Origin of the sequence: Nocardioides soli (genome assembly GCF_014191495.1) — a bacterium.
Taxonomy (GTDB): Bacteria; Actinomycetota; Actinomycetes; order Propionibacteriales; family Nocardioidaceae; genus Nocardioides; species Nocardioides soli.
In genome coordinates, this window is sequence record NZ_JACHWR010000001.1 from 1924607 (window position 1) to 1942411 (window position 17805).

The window sequence follows — 17805 nt, forward strand, 5'->3', positions numbered from 1 at the left end:
CGGGCCATGGGGCCCGCCCCTTGGCGGCGGGTCCTACGCCGCCGAGGCGGCCGCCTGGGGTGCGGCGAGCGCGCCCCGGACGACGTCGAGCACGTCGCCCACGACGTGCACGGTCAGCGACTCGAGCACGTCGGCGGGTACGTCGTCCAGGTCGGGCTCGTTGCGCAGCGGCACGAACACCTCCGTCAGCCCGGCCCGCTGGGCGGCGAGCAGCTTCTGCTTCAGCCCGCCGATCGGGAGCACCCGGCCGTTGAGCGTGACCTCGCCGGTCATGCCGACCTCGGAGCGGACCGGCCGCCCGGTGGCCAGCGAGGTGAGCGCGGTGACCATCGTGATGCCCGCGGACGGACCGTCCTTGGGCGTCGCGCCGGCCGGCACGTGCACGTGGATCGCCCGCTCGAAGAACGACGGGTCGACGCCGAGCTCGGCCGCGTGCGAGTGCACGAAGGACAGCGCGATCTGCGCGGACTCCTTCATCACGTCGCCGAGCTGGCCGGTCAGGGTGAGGCCGGCCGTGCCCTCGGACGCCGACGCCTCGATGAAGAGGACGTCGCCGCCGAGCCCGGTGACGGCCAGGCCGGTCGCCACACCCGGCACCGACGTACGCTCCGCCGACTCCGGAGTGAAGCGCGGCCGGCCGACCAGGTCCTTCAGGCCCGGCTCGTCGATGTCGACCCGCGTCTCACCGGACGCCAGCTTCGTCGCCGCCTTGCGCAGCGCCTTGGCCAGCAGCCGCTCGAGCTGGCGTACGCCGGCCTCGCGGGTGTAGTCGGCCGCGAGTTCGCGCAGCGCCGCGTCGGAGATGCTCACCTCGTCGGGGGTCAGCGCCGCCCGCTCCAGCTGCCTCGGCAGCAGGAAGTCACGGGCGATGGCGACCTTGTCGTCCTCGGTGTAGCCGTCGATCGTGACCAGCTCCATCCGGTCCAGCAGGGCCGAGGGGATCTGCTCGACGACGTTCGCGGTCGCGATGAAGACGACGTCGGACAGGTCGAGGTCCAGCTCGAGGTAGTGGTCGCGGAAGGTGTGGTTCTGCGCCGGGTCGAGCACCTCGAGCAGCGCCGCCGCCGGGTCGCCCCGGTAGTCCGCACCGACCTTGTCGACCTCGTCGAGGAGCACGACCGGGTTCATCGAGCCGGCCTCCTTGATGGCGCGGACGATCCGGCCCGGGAGCGCGCCGACGTACGTGCGCCGGTGGCCGCGGATCTCGGCCTCGTCGCGAACGCCGCCGAGGGCGACCCGCACGAACTTCCGGCCGAGGGTCCGGGCGACCGACTCACCGAGCGAGGTCTTGCCGACGCCGGGAGGTCCGGCGAGCAGGATCACCGCGCCGGAGCCCCGACCGCCGATCACCTGCAGGCCGCGCTCGGCCCGGCGGGCGCGGACGGCGAGGTACTCGACGATCCGCTCCTTCACCTCGTCGAGGCCGTGGTGGTCGGCGTCGAGCACCGCGCGGGCGGCGGCGATGTCGGTGGCGTCCGCGGTGGTGACGCCCCACGGCAGCTCGAGGACCGTGTCGAGCCAGGTCCGGATCCAGGACGCCTCGGGGTTCTGCTCGCTGGACCGCTCGAGCTTGTCGACCTCCTTGAGCGCGGCGGTGCGCACGTGCTCGGGCAGGTCGGCGGCCTCGACGCGGGAGCGGTAGTCCTCGGCGCCCTCCGGCTCGCCCTCGCCGAGCTCCTTGCGGATCGCGGCGAGCTGCTGGCGCAGCAGGTACTCCCGCTGCTGCTTCTCCATGCCCTCGCGCACGTCCTCGCCGATCTTGTCGGTCAGCTCGGCCTCGGCGAGGTGCTCGCGGGTCCACCCGATCAGGGTGTCGAGCCGCGCCTCGACGTCGGGGTTCTCGAGCAGCTCGCGCTTGCGGTCCATGGAGAGGTACGGCGCGTAGCCGGCGGAGTCGGCGATCGCGCTCGGGTCGGACATCTGGTGGACCTGGTCGACGACCTGCCACGCTTCGCGGCGCTGGAGCACCGCGACGACGAGCCGCTTGTACTCCTCCGCGAGCTCGCGGGCCCGGTCGGTCACGACGTCGTCGACCGGCTCGGCCTCGACCCACAGCGCCGCGCCTGGGCCGGTGACGCCGCTGCCGATGCGGGCCCGGGGGCCGGCCTTGAGCACCGCGGCGGGCGAGCCGCCGGAGAAGCGGCCGACGCGGTCGATCGTCGCGACCACGCCGTACGACGCGTAGCGGTCCTCGAGCCGCGGCGCGACCAGCACCTGGCTGTCGGAGCCGGCGCGAGCCGCGTCGATCGCCGCCTGGGAGGACTCGTCGAGCGCGAGCGGGACGACCATGCCCGGCAGCACGACGAGGTCGGACACGAAGAGAACGGGAAGTCTGGTGGCGGTCACGTGAACGCCCTCCCTTGTCAGAAGATTGAGTGGTAGCGACTCAACTCCTGGAGGCTCCCCGGTGTTCCGGAGACCCCCTCCTGTTCGTCCAGAGCGAACAGAAGGGTGGGATAGTCCGTCACGTTTCGGCTGTCGAACCGGCCGCGAGGCAACCGAAACGTGACGGACTATCCCACCGAGCGCGACATCCGGGCGTCCGCGGCCAGCCGGCGCAGCAGGTCGAGTACGCCGTCGGGGCCGTCGACCACGACGTCGGAGAGGGGCACGAGGGCACTCTCCTCGGTGGAGGCCGAGCAGACCAGCAGGGTGGGCAGGCCGGCGGCGCGCAGGTCGGCGACGGCCTCGAAGGCCTCGAGGTCGCCCAGGTCGTCGCCGGCGAAGAGGAACGCGCCGGCGTCGAGCTCGTCGGCGATGGTGCGGACGGCGAGACCCTTGTGCATGCCCGGCGAGCGGACCTCGATCACGTGCCGCCCCGGCTCGACGGCCAGCTGATAGCGATCGGCGAGGTCGCCGATCGCGGGCAGCAGCCGCTGGAAGGCGGCCTCGGGGTCGGGCAGCCGCCGGGTGTGCACGGCGACCGCGAGCCCCTTGTCCTCGACGTGGGCGTCCGCGGCGTCGCTGCCGCGCAGCAGGCCGGGCAGCTCGCGCTCGAAGGTCGCGAGACCCCGGGGCGGGCGCGGCGAGACGATCCGGCGGTTCGCCGACGACCAGCGCTCGTTGCCGTACTGCCCGAACACATAGAGGTCCGCTCCGGCGTCGGCGAGCAGTGTGCCGACGTCCTCGAGGCCGCCCAGGTCGAGGACCTGGCGGGCCGGGCGGCCGGTGATCACCGCGACCGCGGCGACCTCCTGCGCGACCTCGGCGAGCACGGCGGGGGCGTCCGGGTGGATGTGCGCAGCCGCCGGGTCGTCGACGATCGGCGCCAGCGTGCCGTCGAAGTCGAGGCCGACCACCGCCCGCGACGCCGCCCGCACCAGCTCGGCGTACCGTCGCTCAGCGTCGGCGGAGGTGAACTCCATGGACCCAGCCAACCATGAGGCGGCCAGCGACCGGGCGGCCGACCTCGGGGGTCAGCTCAGCGCCTCGGTGAGGATCAACGTCAGCCGGTCGCGGCGCATCGGGTCGACGGCCGGCGCGGTGCGCTGGATGCCGAGGTCGAGCGCCAGCGTCTTCGCCGCCCGCTTCAGCTGCTGGGGGTAGTAGACGGTGGTGGCGGGGATCGTGCCGTACCAGTTGTCCGACCCGACGACCGCCCAGCCGATGCCGGTGGCGCGGTCGGCGACCCGACCGGCCAAGCCGGTGATGCCGGAGTTGTTGTAGACCTCGACGTAGACCTTGCCGCGCTGCACCGGCGGCTTCTGGGGCTTGGCCTTCTTCGTCGGCTCGTACGTCGGGGAGGGCGACTCGCTCGGCTGCTCCTGGACGACCGGGGTCACCTCGCGCTCGGTCGGCTCACCGCCGCGGGTGGCGACGTAGGCGATGCCGGCCATCGCGACGGCCAGCACGCTGAGGATCACGACCGGGGAGGGGAAGACCGCCCCACGCTGGTTGCGTGCCCGGACCACGGCTCAGACCTCGAAGCCGAGCCGGCGCGCGGAGCGCTGGCGCTGGCGGGCGGCCCGGAGCCGGCGCAGCCGGCGGACGAGCAGCGGGTCGGCGGCCAGGGCCTCCGGTCGGTCGATCAGGGCGTTGAGCACCTGGTAGTAGCGCGTCGACGACATGTCGAACTTCTCCCGGACCGCGCTCTCCTTGGCGCCGGCGTACTTCCACCACTGCCGCTCGAAGGCCAGGATCTCCTGATCGCGCTCGCTCAGGTCCGGCGTCGCGTCGCCGGTGTCGCCGTGGACCACGTTGGCGGCGTCCATGGTGCTCCTCCCCGGAGATTCGGCCGGTGTCGGCTCGGGTCGACAATGCTGGTCACCTCACTATAGGGCGGCGAACCACATCGATGTGATTCGGGCGGCGGCGAGTCGTCAGCGGCTACTGTCCGAGCCATGGCCGAGGACACGGGACGTGCCGGGGACGGGATCGGGTGGGGCATCCTGGCCACCGGCAAGATCGCGCACACCTTCGCCGCCGACCTGGCCCTGGCGCCCGGTGCCCGGCTCGCCGCCGTCGGCTCCCGCCGGCTTGAGAGCGCGCGGGCGTTCGCGGCCGACTACGGCGGCACGGCGTACGGCTCCTACGAGGAGCTGGTCGCCGACCCGGCCGTCGACGTCGTCTACATCGCCACCCCGCACGCGCTGCACCTCGACAACGCCCGACTGGCGGTCGAGGCCGGCAAGCACGTGCTGTGCGAGAAGCCGCTCACGCTCGACACGGCGGACGCCGAGGAGCTGGTGCGCCTGGCCCGCGAGCACGACCGCTTCCTGATGGAGGCGATGTGGACCGCCTGTCACCCGGTGGTCCGGACGCTGGCCGAGCGACTGCGGTCGGGCGAGCTCGGGCGGCCGCGGCACCTGCACGCGGAGCTCGGCTTCCGCGTGGACGCGCCGCCGGAGGACCGGATGCTCAACCCGGCGCTGGGCGCCTCCGCGCTGCTCGACATGGGCATCTACCCGCTGACCTTCGCGCACCTGATGCTCGGCCCGGCCGAGGAGGTGCGCGCGACGGCCGCGCTCGGCGCGGGCGGCATCGACCTCGACGTCTCGATGACGGGGCGGTACGCCGACGGTGCGCTCGCCACGATGACCGCCTCGATGACGTCGTGGTCGTCGCGGCGCGCCGCGATCGCGACCGACCTGGGTCGCGTCGAGCTCGACGACTTCCACCACCCGGCGCGGGCGACGTTCACGCCGTACGTCCAGGTCGAGGGCGCGGGGCACTGGGTCTTCGAGCCCGGCACGCCGGTCGAGATCAGCGGCGCCGAGCCGGTCGTCGGGCGCGGCTACGCGCACGAGATCGTCGAGGTCGGCCGCTGCCTGCGGGCCGGCCTGCGCGAGAGCCCGCTGGTGCCGCACGAGCAGACGTTGACGATCCTGCGCCAGATGGACGACGTCCGCCGTCAGGTCGGCGTCGCCTTCGACGGCGGTCCGCCGGCCTGACGAGGACCGGTCGTCAGCGGCCCACGCGTCGGGCGCTGAACCCCTCGTTGGCGGTGCAGTAGCTGCCCTTCGGCCCGACGTAGCCGAACGAGCCCTGCGTCACCCGGCTGCCGACCGCCTTGAGCTGGAGGACGACCGAGTAGAGCGGCTTGACCCGCTTGGCGTCGACGACCCCGCCCCCGCCGACGCGCACGGTCGGGAAGCCGTAGGTGTTGTCGGTGTACGTCGCGTAGTCCAGCGGCGGCTGGCACCGCGTGCGCGTGGCGATGCGGAAGCTCTTGAGGCGTGCGGCCCGGCCACCGGTGATCGTGAACGTGACGGCGCCGTCGGCGGAGCGGTAGCGGCCGGGCGCGGGTCTGGCCGGGGGCTTGACCAGCCGCACCGGCACCGTGCGGCGCACGGTGGCGCCGTTCTCGCTGGTGACGGTGAGGCGCAGCGGACCGACCTTGCGACCCTGGCGGCCGGCCGCGCGCACCGGGAGGACCGCCTCCGGGGCGTACGACGACGAGACCGTCCCGAGCTGCTGCTTGCCGACCTTCAGGCCGCGGCCCGTGCCGCTGACGACGACGCCGTGGGCGTCGGCCTGGTTGAGGCCGCGCACCGGGACCCGGATCAGGTGCCGCTGGCCGCGCACCAGGCCGAGCCTGCCCCGCACCTTCCGGTCCAGGACCTTGACCGGGTGGATGCGCAGCTCCGGCCCCAGGTAGACCGGGGTCAGGTCGCCGCCGAGGAAGGACACCACCTGGTCGCCGACGCCGACGATCGCGCCCGCGCAGTCCCAGGGCTGGTAGCCCGCCTCCTCCGCGGCCAGGTCGAGGGTCAGCGTGCGGCCGCTGCGCGTCCAGCCCGCGGCCGGGTCGGTGGTCGACGACTGGTACTGGTCGGCGTCGAGCACGTCGTCCAGCTGGCAGATGCCGGCCTCGATGGGCCCGAACGCGACGACCACGGTGGCGGCGGTCGCCGCCGTCGGCTCGGCGTCGAGGACCACGGTCGCCTGCACGCGTTCGCCGCGGACGTCGGCCCGCACCGACGCCGAGGTCAGGCGCTGGGCGCCCACGCCCGTGCCGACGCCCACGCCGTCGCGAGCGGTGAGGTCCGCGACCCGCTCGACCACGACGTCGGCGGCGCTCGCGGCCGGAGCCGTCGCGGCGATCTCGGCCGCGGCCAGCGGTGCCGCCAGGCCGAGCGCGAGCAGCAGGCGGGACGAGGCGAGGACGACGTTCATTGCGCGTTCCTGGGTCCGAGAGCAGGGACGGCGAGGCTAGCGTCGTGCGTTGGAAGTTGTCGACCGGTTGGCGTGCTCAGCGTGCGTGCGCTGGCACCGCCGGTGGCCGGCGGCCCTCGGCTCAGGCGTTGAGGAAGCGCACCACCGCGGCCACCCGGCGGTGCGCGCCGTCGTCGTCCGGTGACAGGCCGAGTTTGGCGAAGATCCGCTGGGTGTGCTTCTCGACGCCGGCCAGGGTGACCGAGAGCGACTCGGCGATCGCGGCGTTCGACCTCCCCTCCGCCATCAGCGCGAGCACCTCCCGCTCGCGCGGCGTGAGGTCGGCCAGCGGGTCCCGGTTGCGTCCCATCAGCTGCCGCACGACCAGCGGGTCGAGCGCGGTGCCGCCGGCGGCCACGGCCTGGACCGCCCCGAGGAAGTCGTCGAGGTCGCCGACCCGGTCCTTGAGCAGGTAGCCGACGCCACCGTCGCCGGTGGCGAGCAGCTCGTCGGCGTAGGACACCTCGACGTACTGCGAGAGCACCAGAAGTCGCGCTTCGGGCCACGCCCGACGGACGGCGACCGCCGCCCGGAGGCCCTCGTCGGTGTGGCTGGGCGGCATCCGTACGTCGACGATGCCGAGATCGGGCCGCTGCTCGACCATCGCGGCCACGAACGCCGGTCCGTCGGCCACCGAGCCGACCACGTCGTGCCCGGCCTCGGCGAGCAGCAGCTGGAGGCCCTCGCGGAGCAGCAGCGAGTCGTCGGCGACCACGATCCTCATCCGGGGATCCTCGCCACCACGGCGGTGCCCGCGCCCTCGAGCGAGGTCACCTCCAGGGTGCCGTCGACCGCGGCGAGCCGCTGGCGCAACCCGGCCAGCCCAAGCCCCTTCGCGGGATGGGCGCCACCGATGCCGTCGTCCTCGACCCGCACCTCCACCTCGGCACCGTGGCTGACGACGGTGACCTCGGCCGACGACGCCTGGCTGTGCTTGGCGACGTTGGTCATCGCCTCGGCGACCACGAAGTAGACGGCCGTCTCGACGTGCGGGGGCAGCTGCGCCGGTACGTCGATCCGGGACCGCACCGGCACGCTGCTCTGCGCCAGCATCTCCTCGAGCGCCGCGGCCAGGCCACGGTCGACCAGCAGCGGCGGGGCGATGCCCCGGCTCAGCGACCGCAGCTCGGCCACGGTCTCGCGGGCCTGGGCCAGCGCGTCGTCGAGGGTCGCGGCGGCGCGGGTCGGGTCGTCGGCGACCTGTCGCTTGGCGCGGCCGAGATCCATCGTGAGCCGGACCAGCCGCTGCTGCGGGCCGTCATGGATGTCGCGCTCGAGCCGGCGCAGCGACTCGGCCTCCGCGATCCGCGCGGCCTCGCGGCCGCCCTCGACCCGGGCGACCTCGCTCTGGAGGTCGGCCCGGCTGCTGAGCAAGACCCAGGCCAGGCTGGCATGGATGGTGACCACCAGCCGCACCGCCCAGGGCAGGGTCAGCAGCAGCAGCGCGCCCAGGGCGAGGTTGAGCCAGCTCTCCGCCGTACGTCCGTCGCCGAGGCCGAGGTAGTAGGCGAGTCCGTGGTCGCCGTCGGACTCGGGGATCCAGCGCTGCCAGAACCAGTAGGTCAGCCCGCCGGCCGCGCCCGCCCACCACGCCAGCGCGATCGCGAAGGCGAGCGTGCCGGTCAGCAGGCCGACGAGCGCCCACACCACGTCGAGCCACGACTGGGCGTCGCGCAGCGGGGTGAGTGACCGCCGCCAGAACCCGTCGCCCGGGCGGGGGCACAGGTAGCTCGGCGTCGCCGCCGGCCGGCCGAGCATCCCCTGCAGCCGGATCCGCTCGAAGCGGGCGAAGCCGCGGGCGACCATCACGCCCACCGAGATCAGCAGGACGCCGCCGATGAAGACGGCGAGCGCCATCCCCAGCGCGAGGTCGATGACCACGACGAGGAAGCCCACGAGCGCGATCGGGAACGCCGAGAGGGCGTAGCCGCTCTCGTACAGCACCCGGCGCACGCCGCGTGGACGCACGGGCGCGGTCACGGCGGGCATCGTGGTCGTCATCGCCTCGCCTGGGTAGTCGACTGGGTACAGCGTCTCCGTCATGCGTCCAACGCTAGGAACATCGGGGCTCCGGGACGATCCTGCCAGCCCGACAGCCATGGTCGGGCCAGCCCGACACTTTCCGGCTCGTCTAGGGTGATGGCGTGTCCACCTCTGGCGGAGCAGACCTGGTCATCGTTGCCAACCGACTGCCCGTGGACCGCATCGAGAACCCCGACGGCTCCCCCGGCTGGCGACCTTCTCCCGGCGGGCTGGTGTCCGCGCTCGAGCCGGTGCTGCGGGCCAACGACGGCATCTGGATCGGCTGGCCGGGCGGCGCGGACGGCGACACCGCGCCGTTCGAGGCCGAGGGCCTCGACCTGGTGCCGATCTCGATGACGCCCCAGGAGATCGAGGAGTTCTACGAGGGCTTCTCCAACGCGACGCTGTGGCCGCTCTACCACGACGTCGTCGCCAAGCCGGAGTTCCACCGGGAGTGGTGGGACAGCTACGTCACCATCAACCGGCGTTTCGCCGAGCGCGCCGCCGAGGTCGCCAACGAGGCCGCGACGGTGTGGGTGCACGACTACCAGCTGCAGCTGGTGCCGGCCATGCTCCGTGAGCTGCGGCCCGACCTGCGGATCGGGTTCTACCTGCACATCCCGTTCCCGCCGGCCGAGCTCTTCCAGCAGCTGCCGTGGCGCCGGCAGATCCTCGAGGGCCTGCTGGGCGCGGACCTGATCGGCTTCCAGCTCAGCGGTGCCGCCCAGAACTTCGTCCGGCTCGTGCGTCAGCGGGTCGGCCACAAGACCCATCGCGACGTCGTCTACCTGCCCGACGGCCGGACGGTCCGCGCGGCGGCCTTCCCGATCTCGATCGACTCCGCCGGCTACGAGGAGCTGGCCCGCTCCGAGGAGGTCGCGCGGCGCGCGACCGAGATCCGCGACGCGCTCGGCAATCCGCGCAAGATCTTCCTGGGGGTCGACCGCCTCGACTACACGAAGGGCATCTACGCCCGGCTGCGGGCGTTCGCCGAGCTGGTCGCCGACGGGCACTTCGACGTCGAGGACGCCGTGTTCGTGCAGGTCGCGACCCCCTCGCGGGAGCAGGTCGAGCAGTACCGCCTCCTGCGCGACGACATCGACCGCCTGGTGGGCCGGATCAACGGCGACCACGGGCAGATCGGCCGGCCCGCGATCCACTACCTGCACGCGTCGTACCCGCGCGAGGAGATGGCGGCGTACTTCCGGGCCGCCGACATCATGGTCGTCACGCCGCTGCGCGACGGGATGAACCTGGTCGCCAAGGAGTACGTCGCCTGCCGCTTCGACAACGAGGGCGCCCTGGTGCTCTCGGAGTTCGCCGGCGCCGCGGACGAGCTGCGGCAGGCGTGGTTGATCAACCCCTACGACATCAACGGCATGAAGAGCGCGCTGCTGGACGCCTACCGCGCCGATGGTCGCGAGCTGACCCGACGGATGAAGGCGATGCGCAAGCAGGTGATGGAGCACGACGTCGCGGCCTGGGCCGACAAGTTCCTCACCGAGCTCGCGGCCGTCCGGCCCTCGCACGGCAAGAGCGTCCGACCGGCCCGGCGGTCGTGACCCGGAGCCACCTGAGCTCAACGCGGGCCCGGTAGGTTCGGGGCCATGGACCTGGTGCCGAAGCCGGACCAGCTGGTCGCGGCGGCCGGGAACGCCGTCCACCTGCTGCTCCACGGCGGGCTGGCCGACCTGCGGCCGATGCCTCGCGCGCTGGTCGACGAGGGCACGCTCCGCGAGGTCCACCACTACCGGCCCGACCCGGTCGCAGCGAAGCGGGGCGACCCGGTGCTCCTGGTGCCCCCACTCGCCGCGCCCGCCGGCTGCTTCGACCTGCGCCGCGGCTGCTCCCTGGTCGAGCACCTTGTGGGGAACGGGCGTCCGACGTACCTCGTCGAGTACGGCGACGTCTCCTTCCCCGACCCCAACCTCGGCCTCGAGCACTGGGCGCAGGAGATCGTCCCGGCCGCCGTCCGCGCGGTGTCGGAGCACGCCGGCGGCCGCCCCGTGCACGTCGTCGGCTGGAGCCTCGGCGGGATCTTCGCGATGCTCGCCGCCGCCGACGTCCGCGACCTGCCGGTCGCGTCGCTCTCGGTGCTCGGCTCCCCGGTCGACACGACGTCGGTGCCGATGGTGGCCCCGCTCCGCCCGCTGCTGACGACAGCGGACTGGCCGGCGGCCGTCGGCCGCACCTACCGCGCGCTCGGCGGCGCGCCGCCGCTGGTGCGCTGGGCGTTCCAGCTCGGGTCGTTCCAGAGGCTGGTGACCAAGCCGATCGCGGTCGCCGTCCACCTCGACGACGCCGACTGGCTGGCCCAGGTCGAGGCGGTGGACCGGTTCGCCGCGTCGATGACGGCCTACCCCGGCCGCAGCTTCGGCCAGCTCTACCACCGCTTCGCGGTGGGCAACGCGCTCGCCACCGGCACCGTCGAGCTGGGCGACCGCCCCGTCTCGCTCGCGGCGATCACGGCGCCGACGCTGGTGTTCGCCGGCGCGACCGACGGGATCGCCCCGGTGGAGTCGGTGCGGGCGGCGCTGCCGCTGCTGACCGGAGCGCGGGAGGCGCGGTTCGAGATCGTGCCCGGCGGGCACCTCGGCATGCTGGCCGGCCGGGCCGCCCGGGAGACCACCTGGCGCGCGCTCGACGAGTGGTTCGAGCAGTGGGACGGTCGGCGGCGGCCGACCCGCCGCGGCGCCACGAAGAAGGCGACCCCCCAGAAGTCGGCCCCGAAGGCCCCGGCCAAGGCCCCGACCAAGGCCTCGTCCAAGAAGACCCCGGCCAAGAAGGCGGCACCGAGGAAGGCTTCGGCCGAGCCCACCGCCGCGCCGGAGGGCGCCATCGGCACGCACCCGCGCCGGCGCCACTCCTCGTCCGGATCGCGCGCGCTGCGGCGCTGAGCCCGGCTAACCTCCGGGCATGCCAGCGAGCGAGTCGTCGAAGATCAGCCTGCCGCGTGGCGTACGGATCGGCTACGGCTCGGGATCGGTCGCGACGGGCGCGTTCGGCACCGTGCCCGGGCTGATGCTCCTGCCCTACCTCACCGACAGCCTCGGCATCGCCGCGATCGCCGCCGGGTTCATCGTGTTCCTGCCGAAGGCGTGGGACGTGATCCTGAACCCGATCGCCGGTCGGATCAGCGATCGCACCACCGACCCGCGCGGGCCGCGGCGGCCCTGGCTGCTCCGCGCGGGGCTGGCGCTCGCGGCGGGGTTCGCCCTCCTCTTCGCCGCGCCCGAGATGGCGACCGGACTCGAGGCGGCGTGGGTGCTGGTGCTCTTCCTCGCCTGCGCGACGGCGTACGCGTTCTTCCAGGTCCCGTTCGTCGCGATGCCGGCCGAGATGACCTCGTCGTACGACGAGCGCACCCGGCTGATGACGTGGCGGGTCGCGATCCTCGCCTTCACGATCATGCTGGCCGGCGCGACCGCGCCCGCGATCCGCGACGCGGTCGGCGGCCGCGACGGCTACCGCGTCATGGGTCTCGTGATGGCGGCTCTGATCGCGGTCGGCGTCGTCAGCGCGTACGTCGGCACCCGGCGTGCCCCGGTCACCGCCCCTCAGCCGGGCGCCGGGAGCCTGCGCGACCAGCTGCGTATCGTCGCCGAGGCCCGTGACTTCCGCTGGTTGCTGACCTGCTTCGTCATCCAGGCGCTGGCCGTCGGCGCGATGCTGGCCGGCGTCGACTACCTCGCCTCCGACGTGCTCGGGCGCGACGGCGCGGCCACCATCCTCTTCGTCCTCTTCGTCGGGCCGGCCCTGCTGCTGACCCCGATCTGGTCGGCGATCGGCACCCGCATCGGCAAGAAGCGCGGGTACGTCGCCAGCTCGGTCTTCCTCGCCGCCGGCGCGCTGCTGACGATCACCGCGCAGTCGGCGCCGCTGGCGGTCGTCTACGGCGCCGTCGTGCTGATCGGCGTGGGCTACGCCGGCTGCCAGGTCTTCCCGCTGGCCATGCTGCCGGACGCGGCAGCGGTCGACGCCCGGCGCACCGGCTCCAACCGGGCCGGCGTCTACACCGGCGTCTGGACCGCGGGCGAGACGCTCGGCCTGGCGCTCGGCCCCGGTGTCTTCGCCCTGGTGCTCGCGCTCGGCGGCTACCGGTCGTCGACCGACGGCGGCGTCGCGCAGCCCGACTCGGCGCTGACCGCGATCACGCTCGGCTTCTCGCTGCTGCCGGCCGTGCTCGTGGTGCTCAGCCTGCTCTGGCTGCGGCGCTACTCCCTCGAGGCCGAGGACGTGGACGGCACCGACGGCCCCGGCGGCGCCCTCGATGAGAGCGTGTCCGCATGAGCACCACGGGAAGCCACCCAGCACACCACCCGGGCGACGCGCTCGACCGCCTCCGCGCCATGCAGGCCGCCGACCTGCCCGTGCACGGCGGCCGCACCCTCGCCTACGTCTACGACTCCGGGCTCGCCGACGTGGACCGGATCGGCCGAGAGGCGGTCGCGGCGTACGCCGGCTCCAACGGGCTCGACCCGACGGCGTTCCCCAGCCTGCTGCAGATGGAGAACGACCTCGTCGGCTTCGCCGCCGATCTGCTCGACGGACCCGCGACGGTCGTCGGCACCGTCACCTCCGGCGGCACCGAGTCGTGCCTGCTCGCCGTGCAGGGCGCCCGCGACAGCCGCCCCGATGTCGACCGGCCCCGGATGGTGGTGCCGTCGACCGTGCACGCGGCCTTCCTCAAGGCCGCGCACTACTTCGGCGTGGAGGCGGTCGTGGTTCCGGTGGGCGCCGACTACCGCGCCGACCCCGCGGCGATGCTGGCCGCCGTGGACGCCGACCCGGAGCGGACCGTGCTGGTGGTCGTGTCCGCGCCGTCGTACGCCCACGGGGTGGTGGACCCCGTGCGGGAGATCGCGCCGGCGGCCGCCGCGCGCGGGATCCGCTGCCATGTGGACGCGTGCATCGGCGGCTGGGTGCTGCCGTACGCCGCGCGACTGGGCAGGGACGTGCCGCCGTGGACGTTCGCGGTGGAGGGCGTCACCTCGATCTCGGCGGACCTGCACAAGTACGGCTACGCACCCAAGGGCACGTCGCTGCTGCTGCACCGGACTCCGGAGCACCGGCGGCCGCAGTACTTCGCCTACGCCGACTGGCCGGGCTACACGATGCTGAACTCGACCCTGCAGTCGACGAAGTCGGGCGGGCCCCTGGCGGGCGCCTGGGCGGTGGTGCGGTCGCTGGGTGACACGGGCTACGAGCTCCTTTCCCGAGAGGTCTTCGAAGCCGTCGACGCGATCGTGGCAGGCGCCACCGACATCGCCGGGCTGAGCGTGCTGACGCCTCCCGACTCGACGCTGGTGGCACTGGTGACCGACGGCTCCTGCGACCCGTTCACGGTCTGCGACGAGATGGGTGCGCGCGGGTGGTACGTCCAGCCGCAGCTGTCCTACGCCGGCCAGCCCGCGACCATCCACCTCTCCGTGAGCGCCGCGACGCTCGCGGGGGTCGACGACCTCCTCACCGCCCTGAGCGACTCGGTGGCGGCGGCGGTCGCGGCCGGACCGGTGACGGTCGACCCGGAGGTCGCGGCGTTCATCGGGGTCCTCGATCCGAACACCCTCACCGACGCCGACTTCGACGGGCTGCTGGCCGCGGCCGGCCTCGCGGGCGGTGGGGACCTCGCCCTCCCCGAGCGGATGGCCGAGGTCAACGCGATGCTCGACCTGGCCTCACCGCGGATGCGCGAGGCCCTGCTGGTCGCGTTCCTCGACCGCCTGCAGCGGCCCAGCCGCGGCTGACCGCTCTCGCGCCGGTCGATGCACGACCGCCGCACCGATAGCCTCCCGCCATGAGCGCGCTCGCCGGACTCGTCGACAAGGGCCTGATGGCCCCGGACTGGGCGGCGGCCCTCGCGCCGGTCGACGAGCAGATCGCGGGCATGGGCCGGTTCCTGCGCGAGGAGATCGCCGGCGGCCGGGCCTACCTGCCCGCCGGGGACCGGGTGTTCCGGGCGTTCCAGCGACCCCTAGCCGACGTACGAGTGCTGATCGTCGGCCAGGATCCGTACCCGACGCCGGGTCACCCGATCGGGCTGTCGTTCGCCGTCGACGCCCACGTGCGGCCGATCCCGCGCAGCCTCACGAACATCTACCAGGAGCTGCGCTTCGACCTCGGTCTCGACACGCCCCCGCACGGCGACCTCACCGCCTGGGCCGACCAGGGCGTGATGCTGCTCAACCGGTCGCTCACGGTCCGTCCGGGCACCCCGGCATCGCATCGCGGCAAGGGCTGGGAGCAGGTGACCGACTGCGCGATCCAGGCGCTGGCCCGACGTGGCGGACCGTGCGTAGCGATCCTGTGGGGCCGCGACGCGCAGGGACTCAAGCCGATGCTGGCGCCGATCCCGTACGTCGAGTCGGTGCACCCCTCGCCGCTCTCGGCCAGCCGCGGCTTCTTCGGCTCGCGGCCGTTCAGCCGGGTCAACGGACTGCTGGCCGAGCAGGGCGGCACGGCGGTGGACTGGTCGCTCCCGATGGAATAAAGTTGAATCTCGAATCATTGGGGGTGTCATGGACGACTCGACCCGGATGCCGGCGCTCTACATCGGGCACGGCGCACCGCCCCTGCTCGACGACCCCGTGTGGTCGGGCCAGCTCGCCGCCTGGGCGCAGGACCTACCGCGCCCGAAGGCGATCCTGATCGTCAGCGCCCACTGGGAGTCCGCCCCGGTGATGCTGTCGGCCAGCAGCGCCCCGCTGGTCTACGACTTCGGTGGCTTCGACGCGAAGTACTACCGGATGACCTACGAGACCCCCGACGCCACGGCGCTCGCGACCCGGGTGGCCGCGATGATGCCGGCCTCCGAGCCGGTGCACCAGCACGCCAGCCGCGGCCTCGACCACGGCGCGTGGGTGCCGCTGCGGATCATGTACCCCGGTGCCGACATCCCGGTCCTCCAGATGTCGCTGCCGACCGACGACCCGGTCAAGCTCATGGAGCTCGGCAAGCGGCTCCGACCGCTGCGCGACGAGGGCGTGCTGATCATCGGCTCCGGCTTCCTCACCCACGGCCTGCCCTTCCTGACCGAGTGGCGCATCGACGCGGCCGCACCCGGCTGGTCGACCGACTTCGATGCCTGGGCCGGCGAGGCCCTCGCCCGCGGCGACGTCGACGAGCTCGCCCGCTACCGCACCAAGGCGCCGGGCATGCCCTACGCGCACCCGACCGTCGAGCACTACACGCCGCTCTTCGTCACCCTCGGCGCGGCCACCGACCCCGAGTCACCCGGACTCCAGGTGATCGACGGCTTCTGGATGGGGCTGTCGAAGCGGTCGCTCCAGGTCGCCTGAGTAGGCCCGCGGTCCGGTCCGGCCTGCGGGGCCCGCCGTCGGCGATAGTCCGTCACGTTCTGGCTGTCGTTTCGCTGGTCGACAGCCACTTCGTGACGGACTATCCGGCCGGGCGGCACCTCGATGGCGGGCGTCTCGCCGGGAGGACGTAGTCACACTGGGACGACGAAGCTTCGTCGTCCGGACGGGAGTTTCGTCGGCCGGCCGACGAAGCTCCCGCTCGCCCCGAACGACCCACCTCGACTCGGGCGCCCCACCCGCAGATCCGCAGGAATACCCGGTGCACCGGGTGTTCCTGCACTTCTCGGGCATTCCCCAAGAAGTGCCGGCTTCCCCGGTTCACCGGGTATTCCGAAAGACCCTCAGCCCGTGATCTCGTCCAGCTCGGCCAGGTCGTCGGCGGAGGGCGACCACCGCAGCGCGGCGGGGTTCGTCCGCACCTGGTCGCCCGACGTCGCTCCCGAGATCACCGAGGCGACGGCGGGCTGGGCGGCGAGGCCGGCGATCGCCACGTCGAGCGTCGAGAGCCCGCGCGCCTCGGCGTACTTCTCGACGGCCTCGATCCGGTCCCAGTCGGCGTTGGCCAGCCACGAGGACCGCGATGGGTCGAGCGCGGCGCGGGACCCGGCCGGCGCCGAGGCGCCGCGGCGGTACTTGCCGGTGAGCAGGCCGTACTCCAGCGGGAAGAACGGCAGGACGCCGAGCCCGAACGCCTCGCAGGCCGGCACCACCTCGGCCTCGACGGTGCGGTCGAGCAGCGAGTAGCGGTTCTGCACCGACACGAAGCCCTCGAGGCCGGCGGTGCGGGCGGTCCAGGCGGCGTCGGCGACCTGCCAGCCGTCGAAGTTGGAGCAGCCGACGTAGCGAACCTTGCCCTCGCGGACCAGGTCGGTCAGCACCGAGAGCGTCTCCTCGAACGGCGTCACCTCGTCGGGCCGGTGCAGCTGGTAGAGATCGATGTGGTCGGTTCGCAGCCGCCGCAGCGACGCCTCGACCGCCCGGCGCACATAGCGCCGCGATCCCCGCGCGCCGAAGTCGGTGCCGTTGGCGCCCCGCATGTCCATGCCGAATTTCGTCGCCACGACGAACTCCTCGCGCTGCCCCTGCAGCGCCTCGCCGAGCAGCTCCTCGCTGACTCCCGGCCGATCGCCGTAGGTGTCGGCCGTGTCGAGCAGCGTCACGCCGGTCTCGCGCGCGGCGCCCAGGATCTCGCGGACCCCGGCGAGGTCGACCCGCCGTCCGAACGCGTTGCAGCCGATCCCGACCGCGCTCACCATCAGGCCCGATGCGCCCAGCGGGCCGTAGCTCATCTCCGTCACGACAGCGACAGTACGACGCCGGTCACACCCAGAACGTGTCGTGTCGCAGCATGAACGTCGCCCGCTGCTCCTCGCTCATCTCCTCGCCCCGGGCGAGCGTCTCGAAGTAGTCCTCGCGCGGGCCGCCCGGAGCGAACATCAGCAGCATCGACGCCCCACCGCCGCCCCGGAAGCCGTGCAGCCCGCCCTCGGGCACGTAGAGGAAGTCGCCGGAGCGCGCGGTGACCCACTCCCGCCCGTCGTACAGCCTCACCTCGCCGGACAGCACGTAGAACTGCTCGGAGATCGACCGGTGGAAGTGCGGGTCGGGGCCGGTCTCGGCCTCCCCGAACGTCCAGCGGTAGAGCCCGAACCGGCCCTCCGTCCGGTCGCCGGTCGCGATGTACTCGCACGTGCCGCCACTGCCGTAGGTGATCTCCGGCGGCTCGTCGCCACGACGGATCCACGCGGACACCTCACCGCCCTCGCCGTGGTAGGTGTCGGGCGGGTAAGGGCGCGGCAGCGACATGCCA

16 protein-coding genes are annotated in these 17805 nt (G+C 73.3%); 7 read left to right on the forward strand and 9 right to left on the reverse strand.

The features are described 5' to 3' along the window. Nucleotides 1–33: 33 nt before the first annotated feature. The 4 genes from lon to napA all read right to left on the reverse strand — a co-directional run bounded on the left by lon (nt 34) and on the right by napA (nt 4211). A complete protein-coding gene (gene lon, locus FHU40_RS09555) occupies nt 34–2346 on the reverse strand; it encodes an endopeptidase La (RefSeq protein ID WP_343057801.1) in 2313 nt (770 codons plus the stop codon). A 167-nt stretch (nt 2347–2513) separates the two neighbouring features. Beyond that, nucleotides 2514–3365: a trehalose-phosphatase gene (gene otsB / locus FHU40_RS09560; protein WP_183591957.1), complete on the reverse strand. Its 852-nt coding sequence runs from the start codon at nt 3363–3365 to the stop codon at nt 2514–2516. A gap of 51 nt (nt 3366–3416) precedes the next feature. Beyond that, entirely contained in the window at nt 3417–3911 is a 495-nt protein-coding gene (locus tag FHU40_RS09565) for a LytR C-terminal domain-containing protein (RefSeq protein WP_183591958.1), read from the reverse strand. Between the two features lie 3 nt (nt 3912–3914). Next, nucleotides 3915–4211, reverse strand: a complete 297-nt coding sequence (gene napA, locus FHU40_RS09570; RefSeq protein ID WP_183591959.1) for a nucleoid-associated protein NapA — start codon at nt 4209–4211, stop codon at nt 3915–3917. Between the two features lie 129 nt (nt 4212–4340). Here napA and FHU40_RS09575 point away from each other — a divergent pair, with 129 nt between their 5' ends. Beyond that, a complete protein-coding gene (locus FHU40_RS09575) occupies nt 4341–5390 on the forward strand; it encodes a Gfo/Idh/MocA family protein (RefSeq protein WP_183591960.1) in 1050 nt (349 codons plus the stop codon). 13 nt (nt 5391–5403) lie between these two features. On the opposite strand, the gene FHU40_RS28895 is transcribed toward FHU40_RS09575, so the two are convergent. From FHU40_RS28895 to FHU40_RS09590, 3 genes are all read right to left on the reverse strand, one after another. Beyond that, the gene (locus FHU40_RS28895; RefSeq protein ID WP_183591961.1) at nt 5404–6615 is read right to left on the reverse strand and encodes a hypothetical protein; all 1212 of its coding nucleotides are present in this window, start codon (nt 6613–6615) and stop codon (nt 5404–5406) included. A gap of 121 nt (nt 6616–6736) precedes the next feature. Beyond that, the gene (locus tag FHU40_RS09585; protein ID WP_183591962.1) at nt 6737–7378 is read right to left on the reverse strand and encodes a response regulator; all 642 of its coding nucleotides are present in this window, start codon (nt 7376–7378) and stop codon (nt 6737–6739) included. After that, nucleotides 7375–8697: a sensor histidine kinase gene (locus FHU40_RS09590; protein ID WP_183591963.1), complete on the reverse strand. Its 1323-nt coding sequence runs from the start codon at nt 8695–8697 to the stop codon at nt 7375–7377. The genes FHU40_RS09585 and FHU40_RS09590 overlap by 4 nt, the downstream gene beginning before the upstream one ends. A gap of 101 nt (nt 8698–8798) precedes the next feature. Here FHU40_RS09590 and FHU40_RS09595 point away from each other — a divergent pair, with 101 nt between their 5' ends. Genes FHU40_RS09595 through FHU40_RS09620 form a run of 6 tightly spaced genes read left to right on the forward strand, consistent with a single transcriptional unit; the run spans nt 8799 to nt 15974 of the window. Continuing rightward, on the forward strand, nt 8799–10238 hold the full coding sequence (locus FHU40_RS09595) for a trehalose-6-phosphate synthase (RefSeq protein WP_183591964.1): 1440 nt from the start codon (nt 8799–8801) through the stop codon (nt 10236–10238). 45 nt (nt 10239–10283) lie between these two features. Further along, the gene (locus FHU40_RS09600; RefSeq protein WP_183591965.1) at nt 10284–11573 is read left to right on the forward strand and encodes an alpha/beta fold hydrolase; all 1290 of its coding nucleotides are present in this window, start codon (nt 10284–10286) and stop codon (nt 11571–11573) included. Nucleotides 11574–11592: 19 nt separating this feature from the next. Beyond that, nucleotides 11593–12966, forward strand: coding sequence for an MFS transporter (locus FHU40_RS09605; RefSeq protein ID WP_183591966.1), 1374 nt, complete (start codon nt 11593–11595; stop codon nt 12964–12966). Further along, complete coding sequence (locus FHU40_RS09610; protein ID WP_183591967.1) at nt 12963–14423, forward strand: pyridoxal phosphate-dependent decarboxylase family protein; 1461 nt, start codon at nt 12963–12965, stop codon at nt 14421–14423. Before FHU40_RS09605 ends, FHU40_RS09610 begins: the two co-directional genes overlap by 4 nt. Before the next feature lie 50 nt (nt 14424–14473). Next, on the forward strand, nt 14474–15166 hold the full coding sequence (locus FHU40_RS09615) for a uracil-DNA glycosylase (protein ID WP_183591968.1): 693 nt from the start codon (nt 14474–14476) through the stop codon (nt 15164–15166). A 28-nt stretch (nt 15167–15194) separates the two neighbouring features. Next, nucleotides 15195–15974 carry a dioxygenase family protein gene (locus FHU40_RS09620; RefSeq protein WP_183591969.1) on the forward strand — a complete coding sequence of 260 codons (780 nt, stop codon included), beginning with the start codon at nt 15195–15197 and terminating at the stop codon, nt 15972–15974. A 362-nt stretch (nt 15975–16336) separates the two neighbouring features. Here the strand turns inward: FHU40_RS09620 and FHU40_RS09625 are convergent, their stop codons facing one another. Together FHU40_RS09625 and FHU40_RS09630 are read right to left on the reverse strand one after the other, a co-directional pair. Beyond that, nucleotides 16337–17284, reverse strand: coding sequence for an aldo/keto reductase (locus tag FHU40_RS09625; RefSeq protein ID WP_183592274.1), 948 nt, complete (start codon nt 17282–17284; stop codon nt 16337–16339). A 31-nt stretch (nt 17285–17315) separates the two neighbouring features. Further along, entirely contained in the window at nt 17316–17801 is a 486-nt protein-coding gene (locus FHU40_RS09630; RefSeq protein WP_183591970.1) for a cupin domain-containing protein, read from the reverse strand. Between the last annotated feature and the right edge of the window lie 4 nt (nt 17802–17805).